General features: G+C 40.6%; 18 protein-coding genes. 12 read left to right on the top strand and 6 right to left on the bottom strand.

Annotation, left to right across the window (positions count from 1 at the left end):
• Positions 1-31 precede the first annotated feature (31 nt).
• The gene (locus tag LX73_RS07060) at positions 32-667 is read left to right on the top strand and encodes an RsmG family class I SAM-dependent methyltransferase (RefSeq protein ID WP_170245613.1); all 636 of its coding nucleotides are present in this window, start codon (positions 32-34) and stop codon (positions 665-667) included.
• 120 nt (positions 668-787) lie between these two features.
• The gene (locus tag LX73_RS07055) at positions 788-1,735 is read left to right on the top strand and encodes a helix-turn-helix transcriptional regulator (protein WP_148898784.1); all 948 of its coding nucleotides are present in this window, start codon (positions 788-790) and stop codon (positions 1,733-1,735) included.
• 314 nt (positions 1,736-2,049) lie between these two features.
• On the opposite strand, the gene gyrA is transcribed toward LX73_RS07055, so the two are convergent.
• Positions 2,050-4,506, bottom strand: coding sequence for a DNA gyrase subunit A (gyrA, locus tag LX73_RS07050; protein WP_148898783.1), 2,457 nt, complete (start codon positions 4,504-4,506; stop codon positions 2,050-2,052).
• A 56-nt stretch (positions 4,507-4,562) separates the two neighbouring features.
• A complete protein-coding gene (gene gyrB, locus LX73_RS07045) occupies positions 4,563-6,488 on the bottom strand; it encodes a DNA topoisomerase (ATP-hydrolyzing) subunit B (RefSeq protein WP_148898782.1) in 1,926 nt (641 codons plus the stop codon).
• 293 nt (positions 6,489-6,781) lie between these two features.
• On the opposite strand from gyrB, the gene rpmB reads away from it, so the two are divergent.
• The 8 genes from rpmB (at position 6,782) to LX73_RS07005 (ending at position 11,191) form a co-directional block, all read left to right on the top strand.
• A complete protein-coding gene (gene rpmB / locus LX73_RS07040; protein WP_148898781.1) occupies positions 6,782-7,027 on the top strand; it encodes a 50S ribosomal protein L28 in 246 nt (81 codons plus the stop codon).
• 77 nt (positions 7,028-7,104) lie between these two features.
• Positions 7,105-7,269 (top strand): 50S ribosomal protein L33, encoded by a 165-nt coding sequence (gene rpmG / locus LX73_RS07035; RefSeq protein WP_148898780.1) that lies wholly within the window; start codon positions 7,105-7,107, stop codon positions 7,267-7,269.
• A gap of 15 nt (positions 7,270-7,284) precedes the next feature.
• Entirely contained in the window at positions 7,285-7,455 is a 171-nt protein-coding gene (locus LX73_RS07030) for a DUF4295 domain-containing protein (protein WP_148898779.1), read from the top strand.
• 122 nt (positions 7,456-7,577) lie between these two features.
• Complete coding sequence (locus LX73_RS07025; protein ID WP_246138187.1) at positions 7,578-8,012, top strand: GatB/YqeY domain-containing protein; 435 nt, start codon at positions 7,578-7,580, stop codon at positions 8,010-8,012.
• A gap of 9 nt (positions 8,013-8,021) precedes the next feature.
• Positions 8,022-8,591: a CvpA family protein gene (locus tag LX73_RS07020; protein WP_148898777.1), complete on the top strand. Its 570-nt coding sequence runs from the start codon at positions 8,022-8,024 to the stop codon at positions 8,589-8,591.
• Between the two features lie 7 nt (positions 8,592-8,598).
• A complete protein-coding gene (gene tyrS / locus LX73_RS07015; RefSeq protein ID WP_148898776.1) occupies positions 8,599-9,813 on the top strand; it encodes a tyrosine--tRNA ligase in 1,215 nt (404 codons plus the stop codon).
• A gap of 85 nt (positions 9,814-9,898) precedes the next feature.
• Positions 9,899-10,666 (top strand): exodeoxyribonuclease III, encoded by a 768-nt coding sequence (locus LX73_RS07010; RefSeq protein WP_148898775.1) that lies wholly within the window; start codon positions 9,899-9,901, stop codon positions 10,664-10,666.
• A 72-nt stretch (positions 10,667-10,738) separates the two neighbouring features.
• Positions 10,739-11,191 (top strand): MarR family winged helix-turn-helix transcriptional regulator, encoded by a 453-nt coding sequence (locus tag LX73_RS07005; protein WP_148898774.1) that lies wholly within the window; start codon positions 10,739-10,741, stop codon positions 11,189-11,191.
• 5 nt (positions 11,192-11,196) lie between these two features.
• On the opposite strand, the gene LX73_RS07000 is transcribed toward LX73_RS07005, so the two are convergent.
• Positions 11,197-12,423 (bottom strand): FtsX-like permease family protein, encoded by a 1,227-nt coding sequence (locus LX73_RS07000; protein ID WP_148898773.1) that lies wholly within the window; start codon positions 12,421-12,423, stop codon positions 11,197-11,199.
• A gap of 152 nt (positions 12,424-12,575) precedes the next feature.
• Between LX73_RS07000 and LX73_RS06995 the strand changes: the two genes are divergently transcribed.
• The gene (locus LX73_RS06995) at positions 12,576-15,806 is read left to right on the top strand and encodes a WD40/YVTN/BNR-like repeat-containing protein (protein WP_246138186.1); all 3,231 of its coding nucleotides are present in this window, start codon (positions 12,576-12,578) and stop codon (positions 15,804-15,806) included.
• Positions 15,807-15,865: 59 nt separating this feature from the next.
• Here LX73_RS06995 and LX73_RS06990 read toward each other — a convergent pair whose 3' ends face one another.
• On the bottom strand, positions 15,866-16,747 hold the full coding sequence (locus LX73_RS06990) for a mechanosensitive ion channel family protein (protein ID WP_148898772.1): 882 nt from the start codon (positions 16,745-16,747) through the stop codon (positions 15,866-15,868).
• 143 nt (positions 16,748-16,890) lie between these two features.
• Between LX73_RS06990 and LX73_RS06985 the strand changes: the two genes are divergently transcribed.
• Positions 16,891-17,469 (top strand): adenylate kinase, encoded by a 579-nt coding sequence (locus LX73_RS06985; protein WP_148898771.1) that lies wholly within the window; start codon positions 16,891-16,893, stop codon positions 17,467-17,469.
• 76 nt (positions 17,470-17,545) lie between these two features.
• On the opposite strand, the gene LX73_RS06980 is transcribed toward LX73_RS06985, so the two are convergent.
• Together LX73_RS06980 and dtd are read right to left on the bottom strand one after the other, a co-directional pair.
• Positions 17,546-18,445 (bottom strand): alkaline phosphatase family protein, encoded by a 900-nt coding sequence (locus tag LX73_RS06980; RefSeq protein ID WP_148898770.1) that lies wholly within the window; start codon positions 18,443-18,445, stop codon positions 17,546-17,548.
• Between the two features lie 57 nt (positions 18,446-18,502).
• Positions 18,503-18,943: a D-aminoacyl-tRNA deacylase gene (gene dtd, locus LX73_RS06975; protein WP_148898769.1), complete on the bottom strand. Its 441-nt coding sequence runs from the start codon at positions 18,941-18,943 to the stop codon at positions 18,503-18,505.
• Positions 18,944-19,241: the final 298 nt, after the last annotated feature.

The raw sequence follows: 19,241 nt of genomic DNA, 5'->3' as shown, positions 1-19,241 counted from the left end.
AAACCCCAACCATCAAAACTTTACGTTTCACGTGAAACATATCTCAGTAAATCGACACAATGTTCCACGTGAAACATTTAGCGCTGTTGATGATCTGGTCGACAAATACCAAGAAGAGCTTAAAAGCTTTCTCGATCACTTATTGTGGTGGAATAAACGAGTAAATCTTGTGAGTCGGAGTGTTTCACGTGAAACAGTTTGGGAGCACATCCGCCACTCACTGCTATTATCGCAATTAGAGGTGTTTTTATCTGCTGATCTTATAATGGATACTGGCACGGGTGGCGGGCTTCCAGGGCTTCCTTTGGCTATTACTCATCCGAAAAAACACCTGCTCTTAAATGATCTGGTTACCAAGAAGTGCTTAGCTATTAAACAAATAGCTAAAAAAATGGAAGTAAATAATATTGGGATTGTTGATGGTTCTGTAGAACAGATTCAGCAAGACCAACCCTTTCTTTTGATTTCCAAACATGCGTTTAAAATAAATGAGCTATATCAGATGACGCAACATCTTCCCTGGACTAGTATGGTTTTTTACAAGGGAGAAGATCTTAGCAATGAACTGGAAAATATTTCCGCGCCTCTTGAAATAAATTCTTACTCCCTTTCAACTGAAGAAAAATTCTACGAAGGAAAGTCAATAGTGGTTGTTAATCGTTTATAATAACTGAGCTACTTCCCTCCCCTACAAAAGTAAATGCTACGGAATCTTAAATTCGAAGAGCTGTCTTTTTTCAGTTATTTTATCAGCTCATAAATCAGCAACTTAAAGGGTGCCCAAAAGATGAATAGCTCCGAGCGTAGAATGAAGCTTATCCTTATGCTTCAACAATCCAACAGCCGTATTATGGTTGATGATATCGCCGAAAAATTTGACGTCAGCCGACGGACAGTTTTCAGGGATTTTAACTCTCTTTCTGAAATGAACGTGCCTGTAACCTATGACAAATACAATGGGTATGGCATAATGCGGAGTTATAAGATACCACCACTGATGTTTACCTCAAAAGAACTAGCCACTATTATGGTTGGGCTCAACTTTGTAAAGTCCCAAATTGATAAAAAACTGATTGAAGATGCCAAAGGTGTAGAGCTTAAAATAAAAGAAGTAGTGCCCGATGACCTGCTTGAATTTATGGAATCGTTGGAAGAACGTACTGTAGTTGATCCATACTTAAATTTTGGTGGTCAAAAAATGGAGGGTGGTGACTGGTATATTATCAGCAATGCGATCTCCGAAAACCAATCGATTAAATGTGAGTACCGGGCAAAATCAAATGAAGAAGTTACCAATCGGAAAATTGATCCCTACCTTATTGTTTTTTTCCGAGACCACTGGAATGTTATAGGTCATTCCCACAAAAGAGATGCTGTACGTAATTTTGTACTCGATCGTATGTCAGATATCCAAATTCTGGATGAAAATTTTGTACCGCATGGCAAAATCGACGTAGAAGGGTTAATTTTCCGTTCTGACGAGAGTTCGTACAAAGTGGAGGTCGATGTACAAAAAAGTGCCCTAAAGCGATTCAAGGCTAATCTGCCGGCTAAAATTATTAATAAAAAAGAAATTAAGCCTAACTTATTTAGGTTTTCGTTTTTCTTTGATAATCTGCGGTTCATCAATGAATGGCTTCTGCAATTCCCAAGGGAGCTAAAAATTGTCGGTCCCGAGCTTTTAATTGAAAAAAGAAAGAAGTTGCTCAAAGAAATGATGGAACCAACTAAATAAAAAACCAGCTGATTTCAACTGGTCCTTAAAGTTTGATCTATTTTTCCTTGTTATAGTTTATTCCTGAAATCCCGCATCAGCAACAAAACCATTATTTTCAACTTCATGCATCATGAAGCAGTGCCCCTCTCAATTTCATTTTATACACAACTTATAAAAAATAACCTCCTCCCCTTCACAAGCTTATGATTCTTTATTAAAAAAATTATCCCACTATCTTTAAAAACTAAATTGATAGTCCTTTCTTGAAATAGGAAACCCTGGCAGAGTTTTCTATTCTGCCAGGGCTGGTAAACTTTAATATTTATTGGGTCCTACACCGTTGCATCCTCTTCTTCGTTGACAACGCGTGTTACGGCCCCAATCTTTGCATCAGATTCGAGACGCATAATCCGAACTCCCTGGGTATTTCGTCCCATCGTTCGGATATCACCACAATTCATGCGAATTACCTTGCCAGATTCCGTGATAATCATCAGATCATCTTTGTCCGACACTTCTTTAAGGGCAATAAGATCACCCGTTTTCTTGGTAACCTTGAGCGTAATAACTCCTTTCCCTCCACGGCTTTGCTCGCGATAATCTTCTACCAACGAACGCTTGCCGTATCCATTTTCTGATATCGCTAGAACTGTAGCTTCATGAGTGTTTTTGATGACAACCATATCCACCAATTCATTTTTATCGGAGAGTGTCATTCCTTTCACTCCGGTAGTATTTCGTCCCATATCTCGAACTTCACTTTCATGGAATCGAATAGCACGTCCTTCGCGATTGGCAAGGATAATATTACTTTCACCGTCTGTTAGTGATGCTTCAAGCAGGCTGTCGTCCTCATTAATATTGATGGCAATAATACCGTTAGTGCGTGGACGACTATATGCTTCAAGGGTTGTTTTCTTAACTTTTCCATCTTTGGTTGCCATCACGATGGAATGATCGTTAATGTATTCCTCATCATCTAATGTTTTAACAGGAACGAAAGTTTTAATGTTATCATCCTTATCAATATTGATAAGGTTGACAATTGCTCGTCCCCTTGCCGTTCGTGAACCTTCGGGAATTTCATATACCTTGAGCCAATAACACTGACCCTTTTCGGTAAAGAACAGAATATAATTGTGATTGGTCGCAACAAACAGGTGCTCTACATATTCGTCATCCTTGGTGTTGGTCCCTTTCATTCCCTTTCCACCACGTTTCTGGCGTCGATATCCGCTCACCGGCATCCGCTTAATAAAGCCTTTGTTTGAGATCGTGATTACCACATCTTCATCAGCAATCATATCCTCAACGCTAAAGTCTTCGGCCGAATGCACAATCTGCGTACGACGCGAATCTCCATATCGATCCTGTATCTCCAGCAACTCTTCCTTTATAATATCCGTCTGTCGGTCGCGATTGCCCAGGATTCCGCGGTAACCTTCAATCTTTTCGGCAATGTCCTTGTACTCTAGTTCTACTTTGTCACGCTCGAGCCCTGTCAGTTTTTGCAGGCGCATATCCAAAATGGCTTTGGCCTGAATGTCCGTCAGTGCAAACTTGCTGCGAAGTGCTTTATTTGCTTCTTTGGGACTGTCGGAAGCACGAATTGTTTTAATAACTTCATCCAGATCATCAAGAGCAATTTTAAGACCCTCAAGAATATGAGCACGTGCTTCGGCCTGGTCGAGATCATACAGCGTACGACGGATGATAATCTCAATACGATGCTCAACATAATGATGAATTAACTCTTTGAGCGGCATTACTTTAGGACGTCCTTGCACCAAGGCCAGGTTAATCACGCCAAATGTTTTCTGCATCTGCGTATATTTGTACAACTGGTTGAGTACAATACCCGTATTGGAACCCCGCTTAAGAACTACAACTATCCGCATGCCTTCGCGGTCAGATTCATCACGGATTTCTGAAATTTCTTCAATTTTTTCATTGCGTGTTAGCCGCGCAATCTTCTCTATAAGCGTAGTTTTGTTTACCTGATAGGGAATTTCTGTAACTACAATTTGCTCGCGACCCCGACGAAGTTCCTCAGTAGTACAACGGGCACGCATCGTAATTTTACCGCGCCCTGTTTCATAGGCTTTCTTAACGCCGTCATACCCATAAATAATACCTCCTGTTGGGAAATCAGGCGCAGAGATATGCTCCATCAACCCTTCGCAATCAATATCAGGATTCTCGAGGTAAGCAATGATGCCGTCAATAGTTTCAGTAAGGTTATGCGGAGGCATATTTGTGGACATCCCCACGGCAATACCAGATGCTCCGTTGAGTAATAGGTTAGGCAACATGCCCGGCAATACCGTTGGCTCTTGCAACGTATCATCAAAGTTGGTCTGGAAATCAACGGTTTCTTTGTTGATATCCGTAAGCATCTCTTCTGCAATACGCTCCATCCGTACCTCTGTGTAACGCATGGCCGCCGCGGAGTCACCGTCAATAGATCCAAAGTTCCCTTGTCCGTCAACTAGTGGATAACGCAGCGAAAAGGTTTGTACCATTCGCACAATAGAATCATAAACCGCCGAGTCACCGTGCGGGTGATATTTCCCCAACACTTCACCGACAATACGTGCACTCTTTTTATAGTTTCTGTTGTGCAGCATTCCCAGTTCACTCATCCCATATAAAATGCGCCGGTGAACGGGTTTTAGGCCATCCCGAACGTCCGGGAGGGCTCGAGAAACAATAACAGACATCGAATAATCAATGTATGCCGATTGCATCTCGTCTTCTATTGCAACAGGTACAATTTTTTCTCTAGCCATAGATATTTCTAGTCTAAATCAGGTTGTAAATAAAATTTTAGATATTGATGTGCGGCTTAAATGTCGAGTGTAGCATATTCCGCATTATTCTCGATAAATTCGCGACGGGGCTTAACGTCAGCGCCCATAAGCCTTGAAAATACTTTATCTGCCCGAGCGGCATTTTCAACCGTAACTTTTTGCAGCGTACGTGTTTCCGGGTCCATCGTAGTTTCCCAAAGCTGCTCCGGATTCATTTCTCCAAGTCCCTTATATCGTGATACATCAAACTTGGTTCGGGAGTCTTTGAGATCAGCTATGATACTATCTCGCGTGTCATCATCCCATGCATACTCAATATTATCCCGCGTATATGAAATACGATAAAGCGGTGGAGTAGCAATATAAATATGTCCTCCTTCGATAAGCGGCTTCATATAACGATAGAAGAAGGTAAGAAGCAGCGTGCGAATGTGTGAACCATCCACATCAGCATCTGTCATAATAATAATTTTGTGGTAGCGTAATTGCTCGAGATCAAAATCTTCTTCGGAGTGTCCTACCCCGGCACCAAGCGCCGTAATCATGGCCTGAATTTCATTGTTTTCGAGAATGCGGTTAATCTTGGCTTTCTCGGTGTTAAGAATCTTACCACGCAGGGGCAAAATAGCCTGAAAGCTTCTGTTTCGCCCCATCTTTGCAGATCCGCCGGCAGAGTCGCCCTCTACCAAATAAATTTCGCTGTGTTCAGGATCTTTTATGGAACAGTCTGCCAGTTTACCGGGCAGCCCTCCACCACTCATAGCACTTTTACGCTTGATAAGGTCTCTGGCCTTTCGGGCAGCTTCACGTGCCTCGGCGGCCAGAATAACTTTCTTAAGAATCTTTTTGGCTACTTTAGGATTCCGCTCGAGAAATTCATTGAGTTGCTCATAAACAATTTTCTCAACAGCACTTTGAACCTCGGAGTTACCGAGCTTTGTTTTTGTCTGTCCCTCAAATTGTGGCTCAGGTACTTTTACACTCAGCACAGCTGTCATTCCTTCTCTAAAATCTTCACCGGATACGCTAATATCACTCTTAATTAAATTATTGTCCTTAGCATACTTTTTTAGAGATCGAGTCTGTGCTCTTCGGAATCCGGAAATGTGTGTACCGCCCTCACGCGTATTAATATTATTTACGTAAGAATGTACATTTTTAGAGTACCCTCCATTATATTGGATAGCTAACTCTACCGGAACCATATCAACTTCTCCGGTAATCATGATAGGCTCCTTCATCATGGGATCACGATCTTCATCCAAATACTCAACAAAATCTTTAACTCCGCCCTCGTAATGGAATTCTTCTTCACGTCCATTGCCTCGCTTATCCTCAAGCGAAATCGTAATTTGGGGATTCAAAAAGGCAAGCTCCCGCATCCGATCAGCAACAATATCGTACTTAAATTCCCGGGTTTCTTTAAAAATTTCCGGATCGGGCGTAAACGTAATTTTCGTACCCGTTTTGTCGGTTTCCCCCTTCTCTTCAAGCGGCTGAACTGTTTTGCCGTGTTCAAATTCCATCACGTAAATTTTGCCATCACGATGAATCTCAGCATAAAAGTGTGATGAAAGTGCGTTCACGCAACTCACACCTACTCCGTGAAGACCACCAGAAACCTTATATGTATTTTTATCAAACTTACCACCCGCGTGCAGTTTGGTGAGTACAACTTCTACTGCTGGTAATTTAATTTTGGGATGTTCATCAACCGGAATTCCACGACCGTTATCTGTAATAGTGATCGAACCATCTTCATTAATTTCTACATCTAACTGGTCACAGTGGCCCTCCATTGCTTCATCAATAGAGTTATCAATAACCTCATTTATCAAGTGATGAAGTCCGCGCTTTCCAACATCTCCAATGTACATCGCCGGACGTTTACGCACAGCCTCCAAACCTTCTAAGACCTGTATATTTTCCGCCTTATAATCCGAACCTTTCTTTTTCGCCATAAATATAGAAGTGACTAAGGGTTAAAACAATGATGAAGACGCCTGAAAATAGGGCATAAATAGGCAAAATCAAAGTGATCAATGGGCCTAACTGGCTAACCCCCTAAAAACAGTTAAAAGCTTGTTTTTTAAGGTTTTTCGGTCTCCGGGATTGGGCTATTTTAAAAGCTTTTGGAAACGGTTAAAATTAAGATCTTTTTATCACGAAAAGAAACATTGATATTTTTTGGGAATAAGCCTATTTTTCTCGTCAATCTGAGCAACAATTAAAATGAGTCCTTGACTAATTATTTATGGCACGCAAAGATGATATTACGGGGAAAGGCGCACAAAATGGCTACCGTTCCTCGAATGCAAATAACAAGACGAAGCACAAATTTGAGCAGAACCTGCAAAAAAAGAAGTTTTATGTGCCCGAAGAAGATAAGTGGGTAACGCTGAAGGTTTCTGCCAAAACACTTCGTACCATTAACAAGAAAGGAATTCACGCTGTACTTCAAGAAGCGCGTGAGAAAGGAACGATTATAAAAGACGTTTAACTAGTTATTCGTTAATTGTCGTTAGACGAACTGTTAAGCAGTTAACGATTAACCGATAATTTTACAATCAAAGAATTATGGCAAAAGGAAATAGAGTACAAGTAATCTTGGAATGCACCGAAGCACCGGGTACTTCGCGATATCATACTACAAAAAATCGGCGAAATACTCCTGACCGACTGGAGCTAAAAAAATATAACCCCGTTCTTCGCAAGCATACCGTACACAAAGAAATTAAATAGTAACTTTTTAGAATTATGGCTAAGAAAAAAACATTTGGAACTGAAGAAGGATCTGAAGATAACTCGGATCGGCGTATGGCAAAAGTGATTGTTGCTACCGAAACCGGTAATAACAAATTCGGTTATAAAGAAGCAATAGTTGATGAAGATGATGTGCAGGATTTCATCAACGAAAACAAAGACTAGCATTTTCTTTATTTCCGAAAGAGGTTGCATTCGCATTGGCGAATGGAACCTTTTTTTATGTCTTTGAAAAGCTAGTCGTCTCAATATTTCACCAACATATTATGTCTATTAAAAATCAAATAATGGCTGATTTAAAACAGGCCATGAAGGATAAGGATCAAGACCGGCTACGTGTTCTTCGTTCTCTTAAATCAAAGCTACTAGAACGTGAAATCAGTGAGCGTAAAGATGGTGAAGCGTCCCTTTCTGATGAGCAAGCTGTTGAGGTCCTTATGAAGGCTGCCAAGCAGCGCAAGGAATCAATCGAACAGTTTGAAAAAGGAGATCGGCAAGATCTTGCGGATGGAGAACGTGCCGAACTGGAAATTATCGAATCTTATCTGCCGGAGATGCTTTCGGAAGATGAAGTTCGCGATATTGCCCAAGAAAAAATAAATGATCTTGGCGCTGAAGATATGTCCGACATGGGGCAAGTTATGGGTATTATGATGCAAGAGCTTAAAGGCAAAGCCGAAGGATCATTGGTTAGCAAGATCGTTAAGGATGAACTTTCTTAATTCACCACTATGAATTTGCTGGATTGCCTGATACTACTGCCCATAGCCTTCTTTTGTTACCGTGGTTTTGTTAACGGCATAATTAAGGAAGTGCTCAGTATTGTCGGCATGATTCTGGCCGTCTTTTTTTCTTTTCAATACATGGATCCGGTGGGAAAACTGATTGCTCCCCTGTTTTCAGAAGCATCTGCTGTTATTCCCTTTGCCTCCGGGCTGCTCATTTTTATCACTACGTTGGCCATTGTTCACCTGATTGCTTATCTCAGCAAAAAGTTTTTAGAAATCGTTAAGTTGAACACGATTAATCGTCTGGCCGGGGCCGGTTTTGGGTTTTTGAAAAGCGGTATAGCTGTAAGTGCCATCCTGTTAATCTTAGCAGGATTTAGCCTGCCTTCAAAAGAAGCTCGTCAAGAGTCAGCCACCTATCCTTACATTGTATATCTTGCTCCATGGTCTTACGATATGATAGCTAAAGTATGGCCTGGAGCTGAAGATTTTTCGTCTACTGTTCAGCATACGCTCGATAAATATAATCCCATTGATGATTTTCCCATTTTAGATAATAACAGTAATTCCTAATTATATTATGTCATTTTTACCTGTTCAAGAACAACTAGAAGTTATAAAGCGTGGTACTGTCGAAATTGTACCCGAAGATGAGCTTGTTGAAAAGCTCAAGAAATCGAAAGAAGAAGGTTCCCCACTAAAGATTAAATTGGGATGTGACCCTACCCGGCCGGATCTACATCTGGGGCATTCGGTCATCCTTCGAAAACTGCGACAGTTTCAGGATCTAGGCCACGAGGCAATTCTAATAATTGGAGATTTCACCGCCCTGATTGGAGATCCCACCGGACAAAATAAAACGCGTCCTGCTCTGTCACCTGAAGAAATAAAGGAAAATGCTGAAACTTATCTCGATCAGGCCACGAAAATTCTGGATGAAAGCAAAACCTCCATTGTTTATAATTCAGAATGGCTGGGAGATATGGATTTTGAGGATGTCATTAAGCTGACCTCTAAACTAACGGTAGCCCGTATGATTGAACGGGATGATTTCTCCAAGCGATACAACAACAATCAACCTATTTCGCTACACGAATTTTTATATCCACTGGCACAAGGACAGGATTCTGTACACCTGCAATCGGATGTTGAGCTGGGCGGAACCGATCAAAAGTTTAATTTATTAGTAGGTCGAGAACTCCAAAAAGATGCTGAACAAGAGCCCCAGATTGCCCTTATGATGCCACTGCTTGTGGGCACGGACGGGACCAAAAAGATGTCGAAATCATACGACAACTATATTGGTATTACCGAAAGTGCTAACGATATGTACGGCAAGGTGTTATCGATTCCCGATGATTTAATGTACTCGTGGTTTGAGCTGCTTTCGGATGTGGATGTAGATGAGCTCCCAAAGTATGAAAAGAAAATTGAAGAAGATCCTCGTGATACCAAACATGAGCTGGCACTGAGCATCACCCGTATTTATCACGGTGAAGATAAAGCGCAGCAGGCCCGTAAAAACTTTGAACAAACCGTCATTGGCGATGCCATCCCCGATGATGCTCCAACTCTTGAATATTCTTCGGGTAATGAAGTGCGACTGTTGGATATCGTCTCCGATGCCGAATTCACCTCCAGCAACGGTGAAACCAAGCGCCTTATTCAACAAGGTGGTATCTCTATTGATGATGAAAAAGTTTCAGACAAGGGATACAGCGTAACCTTTGAGGAAGATACAGAGTTCACTCTAAAGGTGGGCAAACGGAATTATGCGATTGTAAAAGGTAAGTAATTAGAGTAAAGTCATAAGTAGAAATAAGTGACTACTCTAAATCAACTTCTTAACTTTTTTACCTTCTACTTCCTACTATAACATTATGCTTAAAATTTCATCCCTAAACGCTAATGGTATTCGCGCAGCGCACCGTCACGGTTTTACAGACTGGATTGAGGAATCCCATCCCGATATTATTTGCCTACAAGAACTACGGGCTATGGAACACCAGGTGCCTGATCCTATTCAAGAATTAGATTATCATAAGGCTTATCATACAGCAGAAAAAAAGGGCTATTCCGGAGTTGGAATCCTATCCAAAGAAGAACCTATTAACATAGAAAAGGGCATTGGTGTTGCTTGGATTGACCAAGAGGGGCGCATTATGATGGCCGAATATGAAAACCTCATCGTTTTCTCCATTTATGCACCTAGCGGCACAACAGGCGATGAACGACAAAAACTAAAAATGGAATTTCTGGATATCTTTCTGCCCTTTGCTCAAAAATATTTGGCAAGTGAAAAACCAGTTGTTTTTTGTGGTGATTTCAATATTTGTCACAAAGCTATTGATATTCACAATCCCAAGAGAAACAAAAACACCTCGGGGTTTTTACCCGAAGAACGTGAGTGGGTTAGTCGCTTGCTCCAAACAGGTTTTGAGGATGTCTATCGCCGGCTCCATGAGGGAGAATCCGATCTTTACAGCTGGTGGAGCTATCGTGCTGCATCTAAAGAACGAAATAAAGGATGGCGTATTGACTATCACATGAGCAGCCCCGAATTACTGGAATTAGCCGAAGAAGCTACTATCGAAAGAGCGTGGGACCTCTCCGACCACGCTCCTGTGAGTGTTAGTTATGCCATTTAATGCTTTTCGATCACAAAATGATATATTCACAGCATAGATTACCAAACAACATTAATTCTACAATTTATAAAAATGGGAACGCATTACGAGGGGAGCGAAAGAGAGCTGCAAACATTAAATGCTTTTATTAAGCTGGTCCGAGCGACCGAAAGTATTAACAATAGGTTAAACCGCCACCATGCCGAGGTGGATCTTACCGTCAGTCAATTTGGTGTGCTCGAGGCCCTGTATCACCTTGGCCCACTAAATCAAAAATCCTTGGGAGAAAAACTCCTTAAAAGTGGCGGTAACATTACTATGGTCATTGATAACCTTGAAAAAAGTGGATGGGTTGAGCGGCAGCGAGATCCCGAAGACCGGCGGGCCATGCTAATACACCTTACCGACGAAGGAGAAGCATTTATTTCATCATATTTTCCACAGCACCTGTCACGTATTGTCGAAGAGTTTGACATACTTTCATCCCAAGAGCTTGAGGAACTAGCTACTATTTGTAAAAAATTAGGACTACAAGAAGAAAAATAGCAACATCAATCATAACGTATCGCATCAGCGGGCTCTACCCGAGAAGCTCTGCGCGCAGGATACCAGCTGGCCAGCACACATAGCAGTAAACTGCCAATAAGCACAATACTCACATCCAGGTATTCAATACTCACGGGATAGGCGTCAATAATAAATGCCGAAGAAAGCTTGATAAGACCATACTGTTTCTGCAGCCAGCTAAGCAGCAGGCCTATTCCCCCGCCTATAAAACAACCGATCAGTCCAATATATAACCCTTGCCGGATGAATATTTGTTTGATATCTGAGGGCGTAAAACCCATTGTCTGTAGCACACCAATATCACGATTTTTCTGAATGACAATCATCGTCAATGAACCAATGATATTTAACACAGCCACAATCACTATAATCATCAAAATAAGATACGAACTCCATTTTTCGAGATACATTATATCATAAAGTGGCTGTTGCAAATCATACCAGGTTGATATTTTATAAGTACTGCCCAGCTTATTCTGCAGCGAAGTTTTTACTCCTTCAGCCTCTTCGGTTTTTTGAAGTCGAATATCGATGCCGGAAATAGCATTCTTAGTTTCAAATAACCGCTGTCCTGCCTCTTGTTCTATAAAAACTGCCGGCCCATCTGTAATTTGCAACCGCGAATACGTACCACGTATCTCAAATCGATAATTACGAGGCAGAGAAAACTGAGTTAACGATTTACGCATTCCATCAGCACTCAGCAAGGCAATTTTATCTCCCACCTCAAGGTTCATTTCCCTCATTAGCTTTTCATTAAGCAACATGCCCGGAATTCTATTTTTAACTCCTAAATCAATAGAACCCTTTACTATATTATTACTGAGCTTATTAATCTTAAAGTATTCATCTTGATTAATGCCTTTAACCTGTACTACCTGATCATTCACTTGCGGATGAACCATCAGCGACTTACCCTTTACGTAAGAAGCAAGATCCTTAATTTCAGGTTTATCGGCCAATGTTTGCTGCATATCTCCAGTAAATACAAACGTATCTGAAGCTGTCGATTCTATACGTATATCCGGATCATTCTGCAGCAAGAACCCCTTGATCACCTCAAAGAACCCACTAAATACCGACAGTACTACAATCAACAGAGCTGTTCCAATAGTAACACCCGTAATACTGATCCCGGTAAGTGTAGAAATCAGCGAAACATGCTTTTTTGAAAAGAGATAGCGTCTTGCTATTAGTGCATTTGTTTTCATAGATCCAAAATAATGATAATGCAGAAGGATTACATGCGACCGAACCAATTAAAATATTTAGCTTCCCAATTTTTTATCTAAACCCATACTATATTTTTTTATACCTTGTTTTTTATAAAACCACTCAGTCAACAATCAAAACCTACACTTTTATGCTACGCCAGCCGATGTCATCCACATTTAACAAAGCTCTCTCTATAATTTTTCTTGTTTTTTTTCTCTTTTTAGGAATAAATAATACTGCCATTGCCCAACGTTTTGGCGGGAACCAGATGGAGGAAGGTGTTTCTGACCGTACCTACAGCTCATCTGCCATGCAAGAGTTAGATTACCGAAATATTGGTCCCTTTCGGGGTGGACGTTCCGTTGCGGTAAGTGGTCATCCCGACCAACCCGATACTTATTACGCAGGATTTACCGGTGGTGGAGTCTATAAAACGTCAGACGGAGGTAAAAACTGGGTTAATATTTCCGACGGTTTTTTCAAGACCGGATCAGTGGGAGCAATTACAGTCGCTCCATCAGATCCAAATATTATTTACGCAGGAATGGGCGAAACCTGTATCCGTGGCAACATGTCGCCCGGCGACGGTATGTACAAATCAGTGGATGGTGGAAAAACCTGGACCCATATTGGACTACCCGAATCTCATTTCATCGGCGAAATTGCCGTCCATCCGAAAGATAAAGATGTTGCCTGGGTAGCAGTTATGGGGCATGCCTTTGGAACGGAGGGCAATAAAGAACGCGGCGTTTACAAAACGACGGACGGCGGTAAAACATGGCAAAAAGTACTCTTTCATAACAAACACACCGGGGCTGTTGATATTGAAGTAGATCCCAACAACCCACGTATTCTATACGCATCCTTGTGGGAAGCCTTCCGTAATCCCTGGAAAATGTCGAGCGGGGGCAAAGGCAGTGGACTGTACAAAAGTACTGACGGTGGTGAAACATGGAAAAATATTTCACAACGTCCAGGTATGCCCAAGGGACTGCTCGGCAAGATTGGTGTTGCTGTTTCTCCAGTTAATTCCGATCGCGTGTGGGCAATAATAGAAAATGAAAATGGTGGTGTCTTTCGATCTGATGACAACGGAAAAAGCTGGGACCGTATCAATAGTGAACGCAACTTACGACAACGAGCCTGGTATTATACCCACATCATGGCAGGCACCGAAAGTGAAAACGAAGTATATGTACTGAATGTAGGGTTTTATAAATCTACCGACGGTGGTAGTTCATTTGAACGCATCGGCACACCCCACACCGACCACCATGATTTATGGATTGATCCCAATAATAGTGATCGCATGGTCGTTGCTGATGACGGCGGCGGACAAGTAACCTACAACGGCGGTAAAAGCTGGTCATCAAACCATAAATATAGTACAGCCCAATTTTATCAGGTTATTACTGACAACCAGTTCCCCTATTGGATTTATGGTGCCCAGCAAGATAACAGTACGGTAGGTATTAAAAATAGAACAGCCGATTATGGTATTGACAAACGAGACTGGCATCCTGTCGCCGGAGGTGAAAGCGGTTATATTGCTCCAGATCCCGAGAACGCCAACGTAACTTACGGCGGCAGCTACGGCGGATACTTCAATAAATTTAACAGCTTTACGAATCAAAGCGACCGCATTGACGTATGGCCGGACAACCCTATGGGTGCAGGCGCAAAAGATTTGAAATATCGCTTCCAGTGGACCTTCCCAATTTATATTTCTCCGCATAATCCTGATTTGCTGTATGCCACTTCGCAGTTTGTCCACCGCTCAGATGATGAAGGAATGAGCTGGGATACCATCAGCGAAGATTTAACCCGGAATGACAAATCAAAACAGGAGGAGTCCGGCGGTCCTATCACTAAGGATGATACCAGCGTAGAATATTATAACACCATTTTTACCTTTGCTGAATCACCCGTTAAACAGGGTGTTCTCTGGACCGGTGCTGACGACGGGCTCATCCACGTGAGTCGAGATAATGGTGACAGCTGGACCAACGTAACGCCCGACGGTATGCCCGAATCACTGGCTAGTATCATCGATCCCTCTCCCCACGATGCCGGTACGGCCTACCTTGCTGCCAACCGGTATAAGTTTGATGATTTTCAACCAATGCTGTACAAAACAACAAACTACGGCAAAAGCTGGACTAAGATTACGGACGGTATCCCCAAAAAGGATTTCACGCGCGTAATTCGTGAGGATCCCAATAAAGAAGGACTGCTTTATGCTGGTACCCAAACAGGTGTTTATGTTTCTTTCAATGATGGTGAGCAATGGCAACCCCTGCAGCTAAACCTCCCTAGTGTCCCAGTTACTGATCTAGCTGTCCATAAGCGAGAAAAAGACCTTGTAGTTGCTACACAGGGACGCTCGTTTTGGATACTCGATAATCTCTCGGTCCTGCATCAACTTAATGACAATGTTATAAATTCTGGCTATTACTTATATAAACCGGAGACAACCTATCTCTTTGGAAACCACACTGATGTTCAGCCAGGACAAACACTAGGCGAAAACCCTGAAGATGGCGTAGTTGTACATTATAATATTACTGATGCTGCTGTTGATCAAAAAGAAGTACAGCTGCAGTTTGCCGAGCCGGACGGTGATGTTATACGAACGTTTTCTAACCAAGAAGATCTGGATGGAAATGAGGTTAAAAAATCAGAAAAATTTTATGAAAAAGAACATGAGGTTTCCCCCGATGTGCTAACAACCAAACAGGGTCAAAACAAGTTTGTCTGGAATATGAGATATCCCGGTGCAACTGATCTCGACGGCCGTCAAATTCTGTGGGCTGGATCTACCCGTGGCCCCACCGCTGTACCTGGTGCATACAAGGTACGGCTAATTGTAGATGGAGAAACGGTGAACGAGCAATCCTTTAAAATTACCAAAGATCCGCGTATTGAAACTACGCAAGATGATTTTGAGGCACAGTTTGACCTCCAGCAAACAATTATTGCCAAGCTCGACACCACTCATAAAACAATTAATCGTATTCGGGAAATGCGAAAAGAACTCATGGATGTTAAAAAAGAATATGCTAACGATAAGCAAATTCAGGACCGCATTCATTCTCTGTTACATACTTTATCCGAAGTTGAGGGCGAACTAATGCAGACCAAGGCAGAATCCTTTCAGGATGTACTTAATTATCCCATTAAGTTAAATAACAAGCTTGCCTCGCTGGCCAATACGGTTGGCACCGGTGACGGACGGCCTACTGAGCAGCAATATGCTGTTTATAAAGAACTAGCTTCCAAAGTAGATTCAGAATTAAAAAAAGTAGAACCTATTTTGCGCGGTGAAACATCTGACCTCATTGAAGAACTAGAGCAAGAATCAATTCCGATAGAAAATTAATACTCCCAAACTGTAATATTTTATAGTAATGTAGGATCATGGTGTGCTATGATCCTACATTATTTATTTGTATCTCTGACCGGAAACGATTCAGATGAACGCACATGCAGATCGCGCTGTGGAAAGGGAATTACAATATCATACTCTTTAAAAGCTCTTACTATGGCTTGGTTTAGCTGATTACGCACTTTAGGATGGTATTTTACATCTTCAATCCAAGCTCGCAACTGCATATTCCATGAAGACTCTCCAAATTCAACCAAATGTACTTCTGCTTCGGGTTTCTTCATTACAAACTTATTTTGAGCTGCAACTTCCTCAAGCGCTTTTATAACGGTATCCAAGTCAGATCCATAAGCCACCCCCACCTCGAGATCTAATCGATATGTTGTATCCCCGTGAGAGTAATTTATTACATCTTTTGATACAAACTCTGAATTCGGAACAATGATAGAAATATTATTGATGGTACGTACCATCGTTGAACGGATATTAATTTCAGTGATATCCCCTTCTATATTATTTACCATCACCCGATCACCAACACTAATAGGTCGCTCAAATAAAATTATAAGTCCTGATATAAAATTGGATGTTACATTCTGTAGTCCAAATCCAATACCTACAGAAAGCAACCCAAAAATAACAGTTAAACTCCTTAGATTTATACCTACAACATTAAATGATATCAGCACTCCAACAGAAATAATGATGTACTGAATAATTCGGGAAAGGGTATAACTTGTTCCTTTATCAATTCGAAATTTTTGTAAAATGCGCTGGTTTAACATGCGGCGAACAAAAATGCCCAAGCTTATAAATGAAACCAGTAAAAAAATAAAAAGCGCAATTGTTGCTACCGTAACGGAAACTCCACTTACCGTAAACAACTTGAGGTTCAAAAAATAATGTAGATAATCCAGTGTTTCTTGCCAGCCCATAGTTATAATATTTTACTTTTTCTTTCACAATATACCATAATCAAAGTTATTTTCCTTCAACCATAATTTTTAAAATTGAAAATACTTGTTGATTGCACTATTTTCAGTAACTCGAATATTCTAAGTTCCTAATATATATTTATATGCGCATTATTATTTTTGGACCTCCCGGGGCGGGTAAAGGTACTCAAGCATCACGTCTCAGCGAAAAATACAATATTCCACATCTTTCTACGGGAGAAATTTTTAGATCTGCTATTAAAAATAAAACTCCTCTCGGTAAAGAAGTAAAATCTATTTTAGATGCTGGGGAATTGGTACCCGACGATAAAGTTGTTGCATTAGTAGATGAAGAACTTAAAAAAGATCAATATGAGAATGGTTATATTTTAGATGGATTTCCACGTACCCTTCCCCAGGCTAGTGCATTTGATGACATTCTTAAAAGAAATGAACAAACCCTGGATGCCCTTATTCAACTTGTCGTTCCCCAAGTTGAACTAGTAAACCGTATTTTAAAGCGTGATGAAAACAGGACTGATGATTCTCCCGAAAAAGTAAAAAATAGATTAAACGTTTATAGAAACGAAACCCAGCCCGTTCTTAATTACTACAAAAAACAAAATATTGTTAAAGAGATAGATGGTGTGGGGTCTATTGATGAAATATTTAATCGGATTGTAAATACGCTTGAAAGCGAAACTCAATCTACAGTTAACTGATAGGTTAACAAAATAATTTAGGCTACTTTTTTAAAAACCACATAAGAAATATAACTTATTTATACTAACTAAATAGTTAGTTTTTCTTTAATAATTCTAAAATTCCCGGCGTTAGCTCTTCTATACTACCCATATTACTAAACCCTGCAGCTCCGGGTCCCTTCACAAAAAGCGGTACTTCATTTAGCGTATGCGTTTTAACAGATAGATCTTCAATGTTTCCATGATCACTTGAAAGTATAATCGTTGTATCGTTTGGGGATTCTTTAATCAATTTATTTAAAAATCTATCATAGGTCTTTAAATAATTAGATGCTTTTTCGTGCTCTTGGCTGTGACCTGCTTTATCAGTAAGATAATACTCATATAGCAATACATCATAATATTCTGATTGGTTCAGTAATCGATCTGTTGCATTTTCGGGAGATATTCGTGGCACATCAATATTTAAATGATCTCTCCATGCCTGCTGGGTAATTCCTGCTGTCAGCGCTTTTTTATTCTTTACATCCTCTGCTGTATGTAGCGGAATTTCTGCACTTTTTGTCATCAATGTTGTGCAGCTCCATCTGTTTTTCTTCTGTGCCTTTTCAAAGAAAATATCAGGATATGCATTTATAAAACCACACTTTTTTCCCAGTCGTTTTGCCTTTGAAAATAAACTCTGTTCTGTTAGCAGGTGTTTTATACCTGAATGTGGAAACGGTCCAAAGTGTTTACCAATTTTTTTTGCAGCATTTTCTCCGGAAAAAAGCGTTGTTTGTCCCGTACCACTTTGTGGTAATCCCTCTACGCCCAGAACAGCATCTATCTGTTTAAAAACATGGTTGTTTTTAATTATCTCATCAGCATCTTTAGTAAAGGATTGACCGGCGGCCATTTTTTCAAAACCTGGATAGCTTAATCGGCTAAAAGGGTTTGCCTCTCCCTCCTCTCCTAATCCTACACCGTCTATGAAAAGAAATATTAAAGACATTTATTAAAATAACCATACCATATCCTGATAACTGCTCAGGATAACACATTATCTATTTTACTTCTCTAAAACCAAAGTAACGGGACCATCGTTGCAAAATTCAACATCCATATTGGCGCCAAATTTACCAGTTTCTATATTTAGCTCCGACTGTTGCTTAAAATAGCTCACCATTTCATTATATAATTTTTCGGCTTTCTCTGGTCCCGCAGCAGAAAAATAACTAGGTCTATTACCCTGCTCATAATCTGCATACAAAGTGAACTGCGGTACTACCAGTATCTCTCCTTTCACATCCTGTACTGATAAGTTCATCTTTCCACTCTTATCATCAAAAACACGGAGTTTCAATATCTTTTCTGCCAACCATTCCATATGCTGCTGATCGTCATCTTCATGAATACCCACCAGCAACATTAGCCCATTTTCAATAGCTCCTGTCTGCACATTTTCAACTCTAACCGATGCTTTTGATACCCGTTGAAGTACTATTTTCATAACTTTATTTGTTAATAACCCTGTGGATAAATATGTGTAAAACTCCTTCTCAAAAAAGACCATCCAAAACCAACAAAAATTCTCCACAGCTTTCAACAACTCAATTCAATTATCAACAAGTTATACAATAGAAAACTAGTGTATACAACATTTACCTGTTTTCTATAAAATGTTAATAACTCAAATACATTTGCGCTAAGTATTTGTTTTTATTCAAAATCTTATCCACAAAATAATCCACAATAGGTAGTTTTACGGATATTTCTTGTTCATTAAAAAGTTATCCACTTATCAACAC

It is taken from the genome of Fodinibius salinus, from assembly GCF_008124865.1.
Taxonomy (GTDB): Bacteria; Bacteroidota; Rhodothermia; order Balneolales; family Balneolaceae; genus Fodinibius; species Fodinibius salinus.
The sequence above is the reverse complement of the archived record's forward strand: the minus strand, read 5'-3'. Positions and strand labels throughout refer to the sequence as shown.